Origin of the sequence: Sphingobium aquiterrae (genome assembly GCF_037154135.1) — a bacterium.
Classification (GTDB): Bacteria; Pseudomonadota; Alphaproteobacteria; order Sphingomonadales; family Sphingomonadaceae; genus Sphingobium; species Sphingobium aquiterrae.
In genome coordinates this window covers 26,318-41,439 of record NZ_JBANFL010000026.1, presented here as the reverse complement: position 1 = coordinate 41,439, position 15,122 = coordinate 26,318, and the positions used below count along the sequence as shown (strand labels likewise).

The window sequence follows — 15,122 nt, the reverse complement described above, 5'->3', positions numbered from 1 at the left end:
ATGGTGGCGGATGTCGCCATGCTGTTCCTGGCCTTTGCGGCGGCCAATTTGCTGGTCATCGGCAAGCTGGTGGGCGAACCGTCGAAGCCGCACGGCCTTGTCATGTTCGCCATGATCATGCCGCTTTACGTCATGCTGGCGATCCAGGGCGGTGCCTATGGCATCCGCGCGGTGCAGGATGCGCGGGGCGCTGCGTCGCGCGCCTTCTGGGCCTTTGCAAAGGCGCTGATGCTGGTGCTGGTGATCGTCTATTTCGGCAAGATCGCCGAGCGGTTGTCGCGCCTAACCTTCGTCGTCGGCGTCGGCCTGTCGCTTGGCGGGCTGATCGGGGTGCGCGCGCTGTTCCATCTCTGCTCGCGGCGCCTGTTCGGGGAACTGCCGGCGGTGGCTGCGCTGATCGTGGACGGCATGCCGTTCAGCGCCCTGTCTCCCGCCATGGCCGCGCAATCGGTGATGGTCGATGCGCGCGCCTTCGGCCTTGACCCGTCCCGGCACGATGCCGCGATGGCTGCCCGCCTTGCCGCCGCCGTGGGCAATGCCGAGCGGGTGATCGTCGCCTGCCCCAGCGAGCGGATCGACGACTGGTCGATCGCGCTCAAGTCGCTGGAAGCGCGCGGCGAGATACTCGTGCCGGAGATGATGCGCTTTGCCCCGGCCAAGGTCGCCGAGTTCGATCATCATCCCACATTGGTGGTTGCCGGCGGCCCGCTGCAGTTCCGCGACCGGATCGTGAAGCGGCTGTTCGACGTGGTGGTGGCCGGCGTTGCGACGCTGCTGCTGCTGCCCGTGCTGGCGGTGGTGGCGGTTGCGGTCAAGCTCACCAGCCCCGGCCCCGTCCTGTTCCGCCAGCAGCGCCTGGGCCGCGACGCGCGCCCGTTCGGCATCTACAAGTTCCGCACGATGCGGCAGGACATGGCCGACAGCCGCGCGGAGACGCTGACGAAGCGCGGCGACGCGCGCGTGACCCCGCTGGGTGCGTTCCTGCGCCGCACCAGCATCGATGAGCTGCCGCAGCTCTTCAACGTGCTGAAGGGGGACATGAGTGTTGTCGGCCCGCGTCCGCACGCGGCGGCGGCGCGCGCGGCGGACAAGCTCTATTGGGAGGTCGACGACCGTTATTGGGAACGGCACTGCATCAAGCCGGGCATGACCGGCCTTGCGCAAGTGCGGGGCCATCGCGGTGCGACCGACGCGCATGAAGATCTGGTCAATCGGCTTCAGTCAGACCTTGAATATGTGACCCGCTGGTCGGTATGGCGCGACCTTCGCATCCTGGCCGCGACGTTGCGCGTGCTCGTGCATCACAACGCTTACTGAGCCGCCCTCTCCATGTCCTTCATCGACCTGATTCTGATCGCGCTGCTGCTTATCTGTGTCGCGCTGGTCGTCTATCCGTTCGTCCTCTATCCGGTCATCCTGATGCTGCTGCCGCGCCGCCCGCCGGCGCCGGCGCCGGACGCCGCGCGGCCCAGCGTCAGCATGCTGTTCTGCGCCTTTAACGAAGGCGCGGCGATGCCGGCGAAGATCGCCAATATGGACCTGCTCAAGGCGCGGCACCCCGACATGCAGATCCTGGCCTTCGACGACGGATCGGAGGACGACACCGCGACCCGGCTGGCCGCGCGGCCCGACCTGATCGAACTGGTGCGCGGTGGCGGGCGCTCGGGCAAGGCGCATGGCATGAAGCTGCTGGCGGCGCGCGCGCGCGGCGATGTGCTGGTCTTCACCGACGCCAATGTCACGCTGGCGCCCGATGCGATCGACGCGCTGCTGGCCTATTATGCCGATGGTCAGGTGGGAGGCGTGCTGGGATCGCTCCATTATCTGGGGGAGGGGGACAGCGCCACCGCCTCCGTCGGTTCGCTCTACTGGCGGCTGGAAGAATGGCTGAAGGACGGCGAATCGCGCAGCGGCAATGTGCTGGGGGCGGATGGCTCGATCTTTTCGGTGCGGCGCGCGCTCTATCCCGATTTCCCCGACACGGTGCTGGATGACCTGACCGTGTCCATGTCCGTGATCTTCGCCGGGCAGCGGCTCATCAAGGCGAAGGATGTGATTGCCTATGAACGGCTGGTCGCGGCGCGCGGCGACGAATATCGGCGCAAGGTGCGGATCGCGGCGCGGGCATGGCACACCCATGGCTATCTGCGCCCGCAAATCTGCCGCATGGCGCTGCTCGACCGCTTCAAATATGCCTCGCGCAAGATGGTCCGCTGGTTCGGCGGGGTGTTCATCCTGATCGGCGCGGCGGCGGCGGTGGCGCTGGCATGGCGGATTTCGCCGTGGCTGGCGCTGGGGCTGCTGGGCGCGATGCTGCTGTTCGGGCTGGCTGCGGCGCGGCTGCGGCGTGGCCCGGTGGCGGCCGTGGTCGACATCCTGATCGCCTATGCCGCGACCCTGCAGGGCGTGGGCCGGGCAATGCGCGGGCGGACGATGGCGGTGTGGAAGCCCGCCAAGTCGCGCTGATCCGTCCGTCGTCTCGCCGAAACGCCTCGCAAAGGCGGCAGACTGATGTATAGCGCCGCAAGGTTCATGGAGATTTTCGGTTGATTACCACGAAGCGGGTGGCGAAGGCCGCCGGCAAGCATCTGACCAGGGGCTGGCTTGCCGTCAAACGCGCGGCCGGGGCGCGGCGGTCGCGGCATTGCCCGGCATGCGGCACCGATGTGGTCGGTTTTTTCCGCTATGGCGCGGAAGGGGAATGGGGCTGCCCGCAATGCGGCGCATCGCCCCGCAACCGCCTGGTCGCGCAGTTGATGGACGATGGCGTGCTGGGCGTGCCGGCCGGTGCCGCCGTGCTGCACCTTGCGCCCAATGAGGCGAGCCTCGTCACCCGCTTCCGCGCCGCCAGCGCCGATTATGTGCCCGCCGACCTCGATCCGTCGCGCTATCCGCTGCCCGATGTGCGCAAGGTCGACCTGATGGCGCTTTCCGAGGAAGGCCGCTTCGACATCGTCTATGCCAGCCATGTGATGGAGCATGTGCCCGATGATGCGCGCGTGTTGCGCAACATCCATCGCGCGCTGAAACCCGGCGGCGAAGCCTGGCTGATCGTGCCGCTATGGGGAAAACCCACCGAGGACGGCAGCTACGACATCCCCCCGCGCGAGCGCGAGCGGCGTTTCGGCCAGTGGGATCATGTCCGCCAATATGGCCCGGACTTTGCCGACCGCATCCGCGCGGCGGGCTTTGCGCTGGACCTGCTGTCGGCGGCCGATGTCGATCCGGCGGTGGCGCGGCGCTGCGCGCTGGGCGACACGCTGTTCCGGGCGCGCAAGCCGGCGCCATGACCCGCGCCGGCGCGGCCATGGCGGGGCTGGAGCGCTCCGCCCGCGTGCTGGCGGCAGTAAAGCTCGCCAATGTCGCGCTGGTCATGGCCTGGGGCTTTGCCGTCACCTATGTGTTCGTGCGGCTGTTGCCGATGCACGAATTCCGCGCCTTCCTGCTGCTCGTCGCCTTCGGCAACTTCACCGTGTCGGCGGAGCTGGGGTTGACGACCATCGTCTACAACCGGGTGCGCCGCCACTGGCTGGGGCAGCGGGGCGAGGCGACGGGGCACCAGGATTTCCGGCATGAGGAGCCCGGCGTCATGGCGGTGCTGTTCCTGGGGCTGATGCTGGCGGGCACGCTGATCGTCGCCGCCGCCATCGCCGCCGGCGTGATCGAAACCGCCCGGCCGCTGCTCTTCATCCTCTTCTTCCTCACCGCCTGCCTCAACCTGCTGGCCGCGCTCGCCCGGCGGATGCTGGCGGCGGTGGACCGCAATCTCGTCTGGGATCTGATGGATACCGCGCGGCGCCTTGCGCTGCTCGCGCTGCTGGGCGCGGCGCTGCTGGGCATGAACCTGGAGCTGTCGGTGTTCCTGCAGCTGGCGATCAGCATCGCCGCCATCCTTGTCGCCTTTGCGATGCTGCATCGCCGGCTGGACATGCGGCGCGGTCACTGGCTGGCGGTGGGTGCGGGCTGGGGCCATGTGCGGCAGCATTATCTGGCCGATTTCGGCGCGTCGGCGGCGCTGACCCTGTCCGAAGTCGCCGCCTATAATGCGCCCTATTTCCTCGTCTCGCTGGCGACCGCCGATCCCCGGCCGCTGCTGCTCTTCGACTTCCTGTTCAAGATTTCGCGCGCATTGACCGCTGTCGTCCGCGCCATGGTGGAGGCCGCGCTGCCACGCCTCACCGCCGCATGGTATCGCGCCGATGCTGCGCGTTTCGGGGCGTTGCTGCGCCGGGCGCTAATCGTCGCCATGGGCTTTGCCGCGGCGATCGGCATCGGCCTGCTGCTGGGCGGGCGCTTCCTTGTCCATCAGCTTTTCGACGGCAAGCTCATCGCCGGTCCCGCCAGCATGGCGATGATCGCGCTGCTGCTGGTCGCGCTCTCGATCACCTGCGTATCGGTCTATCTGCAAGGGGCGCTGGGGCGTTTCACCGCGCTGCTGCGACAATCGCTGCCCTTCCTTGCCGGATCGCTGCTGTCCGTCCCACTGGCCGCGGTCGGCGCGTATCTGGGCCTCGCCGCCTTCGCGACGTTGTTCGTGGGGATGGTGACGGCGGCCTATGGGCTGACCGGCGCCCTGCATGCAGTCTCGCTTGCCCGGCTGATGCGAGCGGTGCGCGCGGCGGAGGCGGGGCGATGAAGATCGCGATGGTCGACCCCTCGCTGTTCACCGGCCGTTATGACGATGCGCTGTGCGGGGCGCTCGCGCCGCTGGGGCATCGGGTCACGCTCCTGGGCCGGCCGATGCGCGACACCGATGCGATCGCGCCGCGCGGCTATCGCTATGAGCCCCGCTTCTTCCGGTTCAGCGAGCAATTGCGCGGGCTGACCGGGGAGGGGAAGCTGTTCCGCGCGGCGAAGGCGGCGGGCTATCTGGCCGACGCGCTGGTCGGGCCGATGCGGCAGTTGCGCCGCAGCGATATGGTGCATGTCCAGTGGCTGCCCTTCGCGCCCGCCGATGCCCATATGCTGCGCCGTCTGCGCGCGCATGTGCCGCTGGTCCACACCGTCCATAACAGCAGCGCCTATCATGGCGATGGCGGCGCGAGCGCGATCCAGGGCAGGGGCTATGCCGGGCTGCTGGCGCAGTTCGACGGGCTGATCGTACATGGCGCGCCGACTCGCGATGTGCTGGTGGCGGGCGGCGTGCCCGCGGATCGCATCTCCGTCATCTCGCATCCGCCGATGCGCCTGGCCGTGGCGAGCGCGGAAACACTGGCCGGCGTGCCCGATCCGGTGATGCCGCGCATCCTCTTCTTCGGCATCGTGCGGCCCTATAAGGGGCTGGACCTGCTGGTCGATGCCTGCCTCTCGCTCTGGCGCGCCGGGCACCGGTTCGAGCTGGCGATCGCCGGCAAGCCGTTCATGGATGTCGCGCCGATGCTGGATGCCATCCGCGATGCCGGCTTCGGCGACATGCTGCTGACCGACTTCGGCTTCCTCAAGGAACAACGGCTCGACGCGCATCTGCGCAAGGCGGATATCCTCGCCTTCCCCTATCGCCATATCGATTCGAGCGGCGCGTTCCTCTCCGCCCTCCATTATGGCAAGCCGATGGTCTGCGCGGCGACGGGCATGTTCGCCACACTGCCGCCCGACGCCGTATCGCTGGTGCCGGTGGACGATTCCGCTGCCCTTGCCACCGCCCTCTTGCCGCTGGTCGACAGTGCTGCCATCAGGCGGGCCGCCGGCGAGCGGGTGCTGGCGCTGGGCGAACGGTTCGGGAACTGGAAGGATGCGGCGGTGCTGACGATGGAAGCCTATGACAGGGCCCGTGCCCATGCGGCGGCACGCGGCGTCATCCTATCGGCGCAGGATTTCCGGGCGGAGCAGGGCTGATGGGCCGCATCGCCCGCGAATTGCGTGACCGCCGCCTTGCGCTGCGCCTGGCGTGGCAGGGGCGCGTCCATCAATATCCCGAAATCCAGGCGCTGCGCCGCATGGTCGCGGGCTTCGACATCGACTGCATCTTCGACGTCGGCGCCAATGCCGGCCAATATGCGACGATGCTGCGCAAGGATGTGGGCTTTGCCGGCACGATCCTGTCGTTCGAGCCCAATCCGAAGGTCTATGCCCAGCTGGAGCGCCGCGCGGCGGGCGATCCGCGCTGGCATTGCTTCAACATCGCGCTGTCGGACAGCGACGGCACGGCAAGCTTCAACATCATGGCCGCCGACCAGTTCAGTTCGCTGGAAAAGCCGGCAGATGGCCTCGACCCGATCTTTCAGCCGCGCAACAAGGTGGCGCAGGCGGTGGAGGTGGAAACCCGCCGGCTCGACACGCTCTTCCCGAAGCTTCAGGCCGACCATGGTTTTGCCATGCCGCTGCTGAAGATGGACACGCAGGGCCATGACCGCAGCGTGTGCGACGGCGCAGGCGCGGTGCTGGCGCGGATGGCGGCGGTGCAGACCGAGCTGGCCGTGCGCCCGCTCTATGATGGTGCGACCGGCTATCGCGAGATGATCGACTGGCTGGCGGGGCAGGGCTTCCTGCCCAATGCGATGTTCGCCAACAACAAGGGGCATTTCCCGCTGCTGGTGGAGATGGACGGCCTGTTCGTCGCGAAACGGCTGGTGGAGGGCGAGGGCCGGTGACGGTGCCCATGGCGGTGTTTGCGTCGGTGCGCCTGTGACGGGCATGCGCGGCCTTGGTCGTGGCATGGACCCATGCCGCCTGTTCCTGGCCGCTGCCGGCGGCATCACCCTGTGGCTGATCGCCACCTTCCTGTGGCATTTCACCTTCGCCACCGGCCGGCTGCTGGGCCATGTGCTGTTCCTGCAACAGGATTTCCCCGCGCTGCTGATCGTCGTCGTCGGCCTGATGGTCGCTGCCCCCTTCATGCGCGGGGGCAGGGGCGTGCCCGTGCCGCCGCCCGGCGCGCGCTTCGTGCTGCCGCTGGTCGCGCTGGCAGCGCTTTGGGCATGGGCGGGGCATGACGTCGTCTTCCACGGCTATGCCCTGTCGCGCGACGAGGAAGTGGCGGAATTCGCCGCCGCCTATCTGCGCGACGGCATGGTCGGGCGACCGATCCCGGCCGAATGGCTCGATTATCGCCGGGCGATCATGCCCGAATTCTTCTCGCCCTATGGCGCCGCGCATTATTGGACCGCCGCCTATCTGCCGGTGAACAGCCTGGTCCGCGCGCTGTTCTGGCGGCTGGGCGATCCGGCGCTGGCGGGCGCGGCCTTTCTGGCCATCGGGCTGATCTCGCTCTGGCGGATCGCGTTGAGGCTCTTTCCCGGGCGGCCCGATGCCGTGTGGGTGACGATGCTGCTCGCGCTGACATCGGCGCAGCTCAGCGTCACGGCGATGACCCCCTATGCGATGACCGGCCATTTCGCGCTCAACCTGCTGTGGCTGGCGCTGCTGCTGCGCGGCGGGCTGCTGGGGCATGTCGGGGCGGGGCTGGTCGCGATTGTCGCGGCGGGGCTGCACCAGTGGCATTTCCCGCCGATCATGATCCTGCCCTTCATCGGCTGGCTGCTGCTCCAGCGGCGCTGGGGCGCGGCGGCCTTTCATCTGGGCGTCGTGGCGCTGCTCGTCATCGTCTGGGCAAAGCTGTGGCCGGCTTTCCTGCTGCACGCGCTTGGTCCCCCCGCCGATGTGCGGCCGACCGCCGGCGTCGGCGACAAGGTCGGCAGCCTGATCGACCGGCTGGGCGACAAATGGCAGCCGCTGTTCAACTTGAGCCGCATGCTTGCCTGGAACCCGGTGCTGATGGTGCCGCTGGCGCTGATCGCCATGGGCAGCATGAAATGGCGCGCGGCGCTGCGCGGGGAGGCCATCGTGCTGCCCATGGCCATGACCTGCATCATCGGCTGCGCGCTGGCGCTCGCCCAGGGCTATGGCTGGGGCTATCGCTATGGTCATGGCTATATCGGGCTGTTCTGCCTGCTCGGCGGCTTCGGCTGGCAGAGGATTTCAGGCGCGCAGGCGGGCCGGCTGACGCGCCCCTTCCTGATCGCGACGGTTCTGACGATCGCCGCCGCCGCCTTCCTGACCGTCCGCGCGCATGATTATGTGGCGCCCTATGCCCGCGCGCATGCCGCGATCCATGCCGCAAGCGCCGATGTCGTGCTGGTCGATCCGCGGGGCGGCCTGTTCGCGACCGACCTGGTGCGCGCAAGGGAGGGGACGCCCGGCCGGCCGATGGTGATGAACCTGATGATGCTGGACCAGGCGGAGATCGACCGGCTGTGCAGCCGCTATCGCGTGATCCTGTTCGACCGCAGCGATTTCGCCCCCATGGGCGTACCGCCCAGCCGCATGAATCACGACCGGGCGGGGCTGCGCGCTTATATGGATGAGATCGGCTGCGGGGCGCCGCCGGTGGCGCAGCATTAGAGGCAGCGCGCGCTATCATCATGAGATGAAAGGCAAAGTTTCCGGCCGCAGGCTGGCCAGGCGTGCCGCCGCGCCGCATCCCGCGCAATTCCGATAAAAACCCTGTGGCGTCCTTGATATTTCCGCTTGCAATATGGTGCGCGGCTTGCAGTAATGCTGCGACGCACAAGACGCCAGTGTCCCATGGCGCAGCAAGGAGTCCCGATTGGCCTTCTACGAAATGCTCGACCCCGCAGGCGATGTTCGCGCCTGCTACGCCGAAGTGCAAAGCTGGGTGGACCGCACGGGCATTGCCGGCCTCAACCGCCGGCTGGAAGAGGCCGAAGCCATCTTCCGGCGCATCGGCATCACCTTTGCGGTCTATGGCGAGGGGGGAGACCCGGAGCGGCTGATCCCCTTCGACCTTCTGCCCCGCATCTTCACCGCGCAGGAATGGCGCCGGCTGGACAAGGGCATTCGCCAGCGCGCCCGCGCCCTCAACGCCTTCCTCCATGACATCTATCATCGCGGCGAGATCATCCGCGCCGGCATCATCCCTGCCGACATCATCTACCAGAACAGCGCCTACCTGCCGGAAATGGTGGATTTCACGCCGCCGGGCCGGGTCTACAGCCATATCGTCGGCATCGACATCGTCCGCACCGCGCCCGACAAGTTCGAAGTGCTGGAGGATAATTGCCGCACGCCCTCCGGCGTTTCCTATATGTTGGAAAACCGGGAGATCATGACACGGATGTTCCCCGAACTGTTCGACCAGGGCGTGGTGCAGCCGGTGGACGATTACCCCGCCGAACTGCTCAAGAGCCTGAAGGAAGTCGCGCCACCCGTCTGCACCGGCGATCCGGTGGTGGTGGTGCTGACGCCCGGTTCGCTCAACAGTGCCTATTATGAGCACAGTTTCCTGGCCGACCTGATGGGCGTGGAACTGGTGGAGCCCGCCGACCTGTTCGTGAACGAAGGCCGCGTCTGGATGAAGACGACGCTGGGCAACAAGGCGGTCGATGTCATCTATCGCCGGATCGACGACGAATATCTCGATCCGCTGACCTTCCGGCCCGACAGCCTGCTGGGCGTGCCCGGCATCTTCAACGTCTATCGTTCGGGCGGGGTGACGCTGTGCTCGGCGCCCGGCGCTGGCATTGCCGACGACAAGGCAGTCTATGTCTACGTGCCGGAGATGATCCGCTTCTACCTGGGCGAGGAGCCGTTGCTGGAGAATATCACGACCTGGCAATGCGCCAAGCCCGATGAATGTGCCTATGTGCTGGAGAATCTGGCCGATCTGGTCGCCAAGGAAGTGCATGGCTCCGGCGGTTACGGCATGCTGATCGGCCCCAAGTCGACGGCGGAGGAAATCGCCGCCTATGCCGATCGGATCAGGGCGAACCCGTCCGAATTCATCGCTCAGCCGACGCTGGACCTGTCGACCGTGCCGACCCTCGGCCCGGCCAGCATCGTGCAGCGCCATGCCGATTTCCGGCCCTTCTGCCTGGTCGGCAAGCAGATCCGGCTGGTGCCCGGCGGGCTGACTCGCGTGGCGCTGACCGAAGGATCGCTGGTGGTGAATTCCAGCCAGGGCGGCGGTGTCAAGGACACCTGGGTATTGCAGGATTGATGCTATGCTGAGCCGGACCGCCGAAAATCTCTACTGGATGGCGCGCTATATGGAGCGCGCCGAATCCACCGCACGGCTGCTCACCATGGGGCAGCGCATGGCGATCCTGCCGGGCGCGCATCATCGCGACGAATGGCGATCGGTCGTCCGCGCGGCGGGGTGCGAGGAGGCTTTCCCCGAGGAAAGCACCGTCAAGGAAACGGACGTCGTCTCCTTCCTGCTGCTCGACATCGACAATCCCTCGTCCATCCGCTCCTGCCTCACCCGGGCGCGCGCCAACGCCAAATCGGCCCGCACCATGTTGACGCAGGATATGTGGGAGGCGCTGAACGAAGGTTGGCGCAAGCTGGAAAGCTATGATGTCGCCGAGGCGCGGCAGCAACTGCCCGCGCTGATCGACTGGGTGAAGACCCGCGCGATGACCTTCCGGGGCGCGGCCGACAGCGGCCAGCTGCGTAATGAGGGGCATGATTTCCTGCGGCTGGGCGGCGCGCTGGAGCGTGCGCAGATGACCCTGCGCCTGCTCGACGTGAAATATTATGTGCTGCTGCCCGAAACCGAAGTGATCGGCGGCAATCGCGACCATTATCAATGGACGTCGGTGCTGCACGCGCTGTCGGGCAACCGCGCCTATCATCATGTCTATGGCGGGGTGTACACGCCCTGGCAGATCACCGATTTCGTGATGCTGAACCGCCTGTTTCCCCGCAGCGTCGCCTTCTGCTGGGACCAGATCGCCTATCGGCTCAACCGGCTGTCGGGCTTCCACAATGCGCGCGGCCCCTGCCACGATACGGCGCAGGAGATGGTCGCTCATCTCGAATCGCTCGACAGCGGCGAGATTTTCCGGCGCGGTCTGCATGAAACGGTGCAGAACGGGCTCGCAATCTCCAACCGGCTGGGCTTCGAGATCGCCGCAACATATCATTTCGGCTAGGGCCTGCCCATGCAATTGCTGATTCGCCATCAGACGGTCTATTATTACGGGGCCGGTTCCAGCCGCGCGACCATGTTGTTGCGGCTGCGTCCGCGCAGCAATGCCGCGCAGGCGGTGCAGGACTGGCAGGTCAGCGTGAACGGTGATCCGATCATGACCTTCACGCCCAACGGCTATGGCGATCTGGAAGCGCTGTGGGTCAGCCATGAACGGATGGATGCGATCACCATCGTCGCCCAGGGTACGGTGAATACGGTCGACACCCATGGCGTGCTTTCCGGGCTGGACGAGCGCGCGAACAGCGGCCTGTTCCTGCGCGAAACGCCGCTCACCAGGCCGACGGAGGCGCTGCGGACCTTTGTCGCGGATGTCGATGGCGGCAATGATGTCCTGTCCGGGCTGCACGCCCTGACCCATGCGATCGTGAACGAGGTGCCCTATCGTGCCGGCGCGACCAATGCGGACACCAGCGCAGGCGAAGCCTTCGCCATGGGCGGCGGCGTCTGCCAGGATCATGCACAGATCTTCATCACGGGCGCGCGCCTGCTGGGCGTGCCGGCGCGCTATGTGACGGGCTATCTGCTTGCGCATGAGGGCGACAATCCGCTGCACGAAACCCATGCCTGGGCCGAAGCGCTGGTGCCGGGCCTTGGCTGGATCGGCTTCGACGCGTCCAACCAGATGTGCGTGACCGACCATTATGTCCGCATCGCCTGCGGGCTGGACGCTTTTGACGCGGCGCCGGTGCGCGGCCTTGTGACCGCCGCGGGCGACATCAGCATTGACGCGGACGTCCGCATCGCGCAGGCGAGCGATGACGAAGGTGAGCGGCAGTTGCAGCGCCAGCAACAGCAGCACGGGCCGGCGGGCGAGCCGGAAGGTGCGGCGGGCGTGCGCAACGGTGCCGTGGGCGATATGGGGGCCGGTGGCCGATGACCTATTGTGTGGCGGTGCGGGTGGACCGTGGGCTGGTGCTGTTGTCCGATACGCGGACCAATGCCGGCGTCGACAATATCGCGCGTTTCCGCAAGACCTTCACCTATGGCAATCCGGGCGAGCGCGCGATCGCGCTGATGTGCTCGGGCAATCTGTCGATCACCCAGGCGGTGAAGACACAGCTGTCGACCGCCATCAAGGAATCGAAGATCAACCCCGACACGCCGACCATCCTCAACTGCCTGACCATGTATCATGTCGCGCAGATGGTGGGCGATGCCATGCGCGCGATGCAGAACCGCTATCGCGAGACCATAGAGATGCAGGGGGCGGCGGCCGATGCCTCCATCCTGATCGCGGGCCAGCGCAAGGGGGGCAAGCCGCGCCTCTACCTCGTCTACAGCGCCGGCAATTTCATCGAGGCGACGGCCGACACGCCCTTCTTCCAGATCGGCGAGCATAAATATGGCAAGCCGATCCTCGATCGCGTGATCAAGCCGGAAACCTCGCTGGAGGAAGCGACCAAGGCCGTCTGCGTCTCGATGGATTCGACGCTGCGCTCCAACCTGTCGGTGGGCATGCCGCTCGACCTCACCATCATCGAGCGGGACATGTACGACTTCCGCCTGCGCACCCGGATCGAGGCGGATGACGAGCAGTTCGCCGCCATTTCCCAAAGCTGGGCGGCGGCGCTGCGCCGCGGGTTTGAATCGCTGCCCAACGTGCTCGACTGACCGGGGCGCCGCCGGCGGCAGCATCGCCGCTATCGGGAAGCGACGAAAATCTATCCGCGATGCCTGGCTTGCACGCTGCCGCCAACGGCTTATCTCCGGACCCTTAACAAGAATCACTAGAGACAAAGGCCCGTCATGACCGCCACCCATTCCACCCGCATGCTGATCCTGGGCTCCGGCCCCGCCGGGCTTTCCGCCGCCATCTACGGCGCGCGCGCGGGGCTGGCGCCGATCGTGGTGCAGGGGATGCAGCCGGGCGGCCAGCTGACCATCACCACCGATGTCGAAAATTACCCCGGCTTCCGCGACGTCATCCAGGGCCCCTGGCTGATGGAACAGATGCAGGCGCAGGCCGAGCATGTCGGCGCGCAGATGATGTATGACCAGATCGTCAGCGTCGACCTGTCGCAGCGGCCCTTCCGCCTGATCGGTGACGGGGGCACGATCTATTCGGCCGATACGCTGGTGATCTCCACCGGCGCGCAGGCGAAATGGCTGGGTGTCGAGGGCGAGCAGCTGTTGCAGGGCAAGGGCGTGTCCGCCTGCGCCACCTGCGATGGCTTCTTCTACCGCGGCAAGAAGGTGGTGGTGATCGGCGGCGGCAATACCGCGGTCGAGGAAGCGCTGTACCTCACCAACCACAGCCATGACGTGACCCTGATCCACCGCCGCGATTCGCTGCGCGCCGAAAAGATCCTGCAGGATCGCCTGTTCGCGCATCCCAATATTACGGTCGTCTGGAATCAGGCGGTCGAACGCTTCGTGGGCGGCGGCGATCCCGAGGGGCTGGTTGGCGTCGACCTGGTCGATACGGTGACGGGCAAGACGTCGCACATCCCGACGGACGGCGCCTTCGTGGCGATCGGCCACCAGCCCGCGACCGCGCTGTTCGAAGGCGTGCTGCCCACCGATGACGGCTATCTGGTCGTGGACAAGGGCGCCACCAACACCGTCATCCCCGGTGTGTTCGCGGCGGGCGACGTGACGGACAAGCATTATCGGCAGGCGGTGACGGCCGCCGGCATGGGCTGCATGGCCGCGCTCGATGCCGAGCGTTTCCTGGCGGCAGCGGATTTCGAGGCGCTGGCGGCGGAGTGATCCGCCACAAGGGCGCCATCACCGGGACATGAGCAAAGGGGCGGCGCGATGCCGTCCCTCCTGCGTTTCAGCGTGCTTTTTCGTCCAGCTTGGACTGGGCGAAGGCGATCAGGCTGCCCAGAGTCTCGAAGGTGTCGCCATCGATATCGTCATCCTCGATGATGATATCCAGCCGATCCTCAAGCTCGGTCAGCAGGCCGGCGACGGCCATGGAGTCCAGCTCCGGCAGCGCGCCGAACAGGGGGGTGTCCTGGGTAAAGCCATCGACCTGCGCCGGGGCAAGGCCCAGCACATCGGTCAGCACGGCACGAACGATCCGGTCTGTCTCCACGACGGTATCGCTCTCCTGGGTGCGTTCAACCTTCATGATGGGCGCCATCTAACGGCTCGCCCGGCCCGCGACAAGCGGATTAACGCCATCATGGGTGCGTCTCGCATCATCCCGCCAGCCATGACAGGGCCGTGCGCGCGGCAGGCAGCCAGGCGGAGGCGAAGCGGGGGTTGAAGCCGTCGATCTGCAACAGCTGGCGGCGCGCCTCCATCCAGTCGGTCTTGTAGGGATTGTCGCCGGTGCCATAGTCGATCCGGGCCACATGATCCTCGTCGATCGCCGCGCGGAACATGGCATGGCTGAGCAGGGTGCCGGGCGATCCGGCATCCGCATCGCGCAGATGCGCGAGCTTGTGGATCAGCGCGACGTCGTTCTCGACCGTCCAGAACTGGGTCGCCACCGCTCGCCCATGCGCGCGGGCAAAGCCCAGGCGCAGCGTGCCCGCTTCGCTCTCCCGCCGGGCCAACTGGTGGAGGAAGGCATAATCGGGCTCGCCCGCCTTCCAGCTTTGGTCATAGACGGCGACATAGTCCCGCCACAGCGCGTCGGTGAGCATATGGTGGATGTCGAAACGCAGTGGCGATCCCTTGCCCTTGCGCCGCACGATATTCTGCAGCGTGCGCGGGCGGGCGGCCCACCATGCGGCAAAGCTGCGGCCTTCGACGTCGAGATAATGATTGTTCCCCATCGGCCGCGCGACCGCGAACCAGCCGGCCTTGCGAAAGGCGCCCAGCAACAGCGCGGCGCTGCCATCGTCTTCGGTGACGGGATAGAGGTCGATCTGGGCGCAATCGCGCGACAGGCCGTGGGCGATCGTCGCCATCAGCCGCTGCTTCGCCTGCACGTCGGGCGATCCGCTGAAGATCGGGCGGAAGGCGAAGCTGTACCAGTTGGCGATGGCCGTCAGCCGCCGCTCGTCCCGCGCGGCAAGGAAAAGCCACGCCGCATCGTCGCCATCCCATGCATGCAGGATGCGCGGGCTCTGCCCGGCCATGCAGCAATGATGCAGCGATTCGAGCCAGTCGATGCGGTCGAACAGATGGCGCTGGGCATGACGGTCCAGCCGCCCGGACGCAGCGGACCGGGCGTCGGCAAGGCTGCGATATTCCCTTATGCCGCGCAAAAGACTAT

Annotated in this window: 14 protein-coding genes; 12 read left to right on the top strand and 2 right to left on the bottom strand. The window is 66.8% G+C overall.

What is annotated here, in order from left to right; all coding sequences use genetic code 11:
* The 12 genes from WFP78_RS20800 to trxB all read left to right on the top strand — a co-directional run bounded on the left by WFP78_RS20800 (window position 1) and on the right by trxB (window position 13,660).
* On the top strand, window positions 1–1,317 hold the full coding sequence (locus WFP78_RS20800; protein ID WP_336966374.1) for an exopolysaccharide biosynthesis polyprenyl glycosylphosphotransferase: 1,317 nt from the start codon (window positions 1–3) through the stop codon (window positions 1,315–1,317).
* A 12-nt stretch (window positions 1,318–1,329) separates the two neighbouring features.
* Window positions 1,330–2,466, top strand: coding sequence for a glycosyltransferase (locus WFP78_RS20795; protein WP_336966362.1), 1,137 nt, complete (start codon window positions 1,330–1,332; stop codon window positions 2,464–2,466).
* 80 nt (window positions 2,467–2,546) lie between these two features.
* Entirely contained in the window at window positions 2,547–3,290 is a 744-nt protein-coding gene (locus tag WFP78_RS20790) for a methyltransferase domain-containing protein (protein WP_336966361.1), read from the top strand.
* Window positions 3,287–4,636 carry a hypothetical protein gene (locus tag WFP78_RS20785; RefSeq protein ID WP_336966360.1) on the top strand — a complete coding sequence of 450 codons (1,350 nt, stop codon included), beginning with the start codon at window positions 3,287–3,289 and terminating at the stop codon, window positions 4,634–4,636. The genes WFP78_RS20790 and WFP78_RS20785 overlap by 4 nt, the downstream gene beginning before the upstream one ends.
* The gene (locus WFP78_RS20780; RefSeq protein WP_336966359.1) at window positions 4,633–5,835 is read left to right on the top strand and encodes a glycosyltransferase family 4 protein; all 1,203 of its coding nucleotides are present in this window, start codon (window positions 4,633–4,635) and stop codon (window positions 5,833–5,835) included. Before WFP78_RS20785 ends, WFP78_RS20780 begins: the two co-directional genes overlap by 4 nt.
* Complete coding sequence (locus tag WFP78_RS20775) at window positions 5,835–6,590, top strand: FkbM family methyltransferase (RefSeq protein WP_336966358.1); 756 nt, start codon at window positions 5,835–5,837, stop codon at window positions 6,588–6,590. The genes WFP78_RS20780 and WFP78_RS20775 overlap by 1 nt, the downstream gene beginning before the upstream one ends.
* A gap of 64 nt (window positions 6,591–6,654) precedes the next feature.
* Entirely contained in the window at window positions 6,655–8,340 is a 1,686-nt protein-coding gene (locus tag WFP78_RS20770; protein WP_336966357.1) for an MFS transporter, read from the top strand.
* Between the two features lie 205 nt (window positions 8,341–8,545).
* On the top strand, window positions 8,546–9,955 hold the full coding sequence (locus WFP78_RS20765; RefSeq protein ID WP_336966356.1) for a circularly permuted type 2 ATP-grasp protein: 1,410 nt from the start codon (window positions 8,546–8,548) through the stop codon (window positions 9,953–9,955).
* Window positions 9,956–9,959: 4 nt separating this feature from the next.
* Window positions 9,960–10,892, top strand: coding sequence for an alpha-E domain-containing protein (locus WFP78_RS20760; protein WP_336966355.1), 933 nt, complete (start codon window positions 9,960–9,962; stop codon window positions 10,890–10,892).
* Between the two features lie 9 nt (window positions 10,893–10,901).
* Window positions 10,902–11,828, top strand: a complete 927-nt coding sequence (locus tag WFP78_RS20755) for a transglutaminase family protein (RefSeq protein ID WP_336966354.1) — start codon at window positions 10,902–10,904, stop codon at window positions 11,826–11,828.
* Window positions 11,825–12,562, top strand: coding sequence for a proteasome-type protease (locus WFP78_RS20750; RefSeq protein ID WP_336966353.1), 738 nt, complete (start codon window positions 11,825–11,827; stop codon window positions 12,560–12,562). Before WFP78_RS20755 ends, WFP78_RS20750 begins: the two co-directional genes overlap by 4 nt.
* A gap of 135 nt (window positions 12,563–12,697) precedes the next feature.
* Window positions 12,698–13,660, top strand: coding sequence for a thioredoxin-disulfide reductase (trxB, locus tag WFP78_RS20745; RefSeq protein ID WP_336966352.1), 963 nt, complete (start codon window positions 12,698–12,700; stop codon window positions 13,658–13,660).
* A gap of 67 nt (window positions 13,661–13,727) precedes the next feature.
* On the opposite strand, the gene WFP78_RS20740 is transcribed toward trxB, so the two are convergent.
* A complete protein-coding gene (locus tag WFP78_RS20740; RefSeq protein ID WP_336966351.1) occupies window positions 13,728–14,027 on the bottom strand; it encodes a phosphopantetheine-binding protein in 300 nt (99 codons plus the stop codon).
* Between the two features lie 70 nt (window positions 14,028–14,097).
* The gene (locus tag WFP78_RS20735; protein WP_336966350.1) at window positions 14,098–15,114 is read right to left on the bottom strand and encodes a GNAT family N-acetyltransferase; all 1,017 of its coding nucleotides are present in this window, start codon (window positions 15,112–15,114) and stop codon (window positions 14,098–14,100) included.
* Window positions 15,115–15,122 lie beyond the last annotated feature (8 nt).

Coding starts and splice junctions, on each gene's coding strand:
- WFP78_RS20800 (WP_336966374.1), top strand. CDS start 1: ATGGTGGCGGATGTCGCCATGCTGTTCCTGGCCTTTGCGGCGGCCAAT.
- WFP78_RS20795 (WP_336966362.1), top strand. CDS start 1,330: ATGTCCTTCATCGACCTGATTCTGATCGCGCTGCTGCTTATCTGTGTC.
- WFP78_RS20785 (WP_336966360.1), top strand. CDS start 3,287: ATGACCCGCGCCGGCGCGGCCATGGCGGGGCTGGAGCGCTCCGCCCGC.
- WFP78_RS20780 (WP_336966359.1), top strand. CDS start 4,633: ATGAAGATCGCGATGGTCGACCCCTCGCTGTTCACCGGCCGTTATGAC.
- WFP78_RS20775 (WP_336966358.1), top strand. CDS start 5,835: ATGGGCCGCATCGCCCGCGAATTGCGTGACCGCCGCCTTGCGCTGCGC.
- WFP78_RS20770 (WP_336966357.1), top strand. CDS start 6,655: ATGGACCCATGCCGCCTGTTCCTGGCCGCTGCCGGCGGCATCACCCTG.
- WFP78_RS20760 (WP_336966355.1), top strand. CDS start 9,960: ATGCTGAGCCGGACCGCCGAAAATCTCTACTGGATGGCGCGCTATATG.
- WFP78_RS20755 (WP_336966354.1), top strand. CDS start 10,902: ATGCAATTGCTGATTCGCCATCAGACGGTCTATTATTACGGGGCCGGT.
- WFP78_RS20750 (WP_336966353.1), top strand. CDS start 11,825: ATGACCTATTGTGTGGCGGTGCGGGTGGACCGTGGGCTGGTGCTGTTG.
- trxB (WP_336966352.1), top strand. CDS start 12,698: ATGACCGCCACCCATTCCACCCGCATGCTGATCCTGGGCTCCGGCCCC.
- WFP78_RS20740 (WP_336966351.1), bottom strand. CDS start 14,027: ATGAAGGTTGAACGCACCCAGGAGAGCGATACCGTCGTGGAGACAGAC.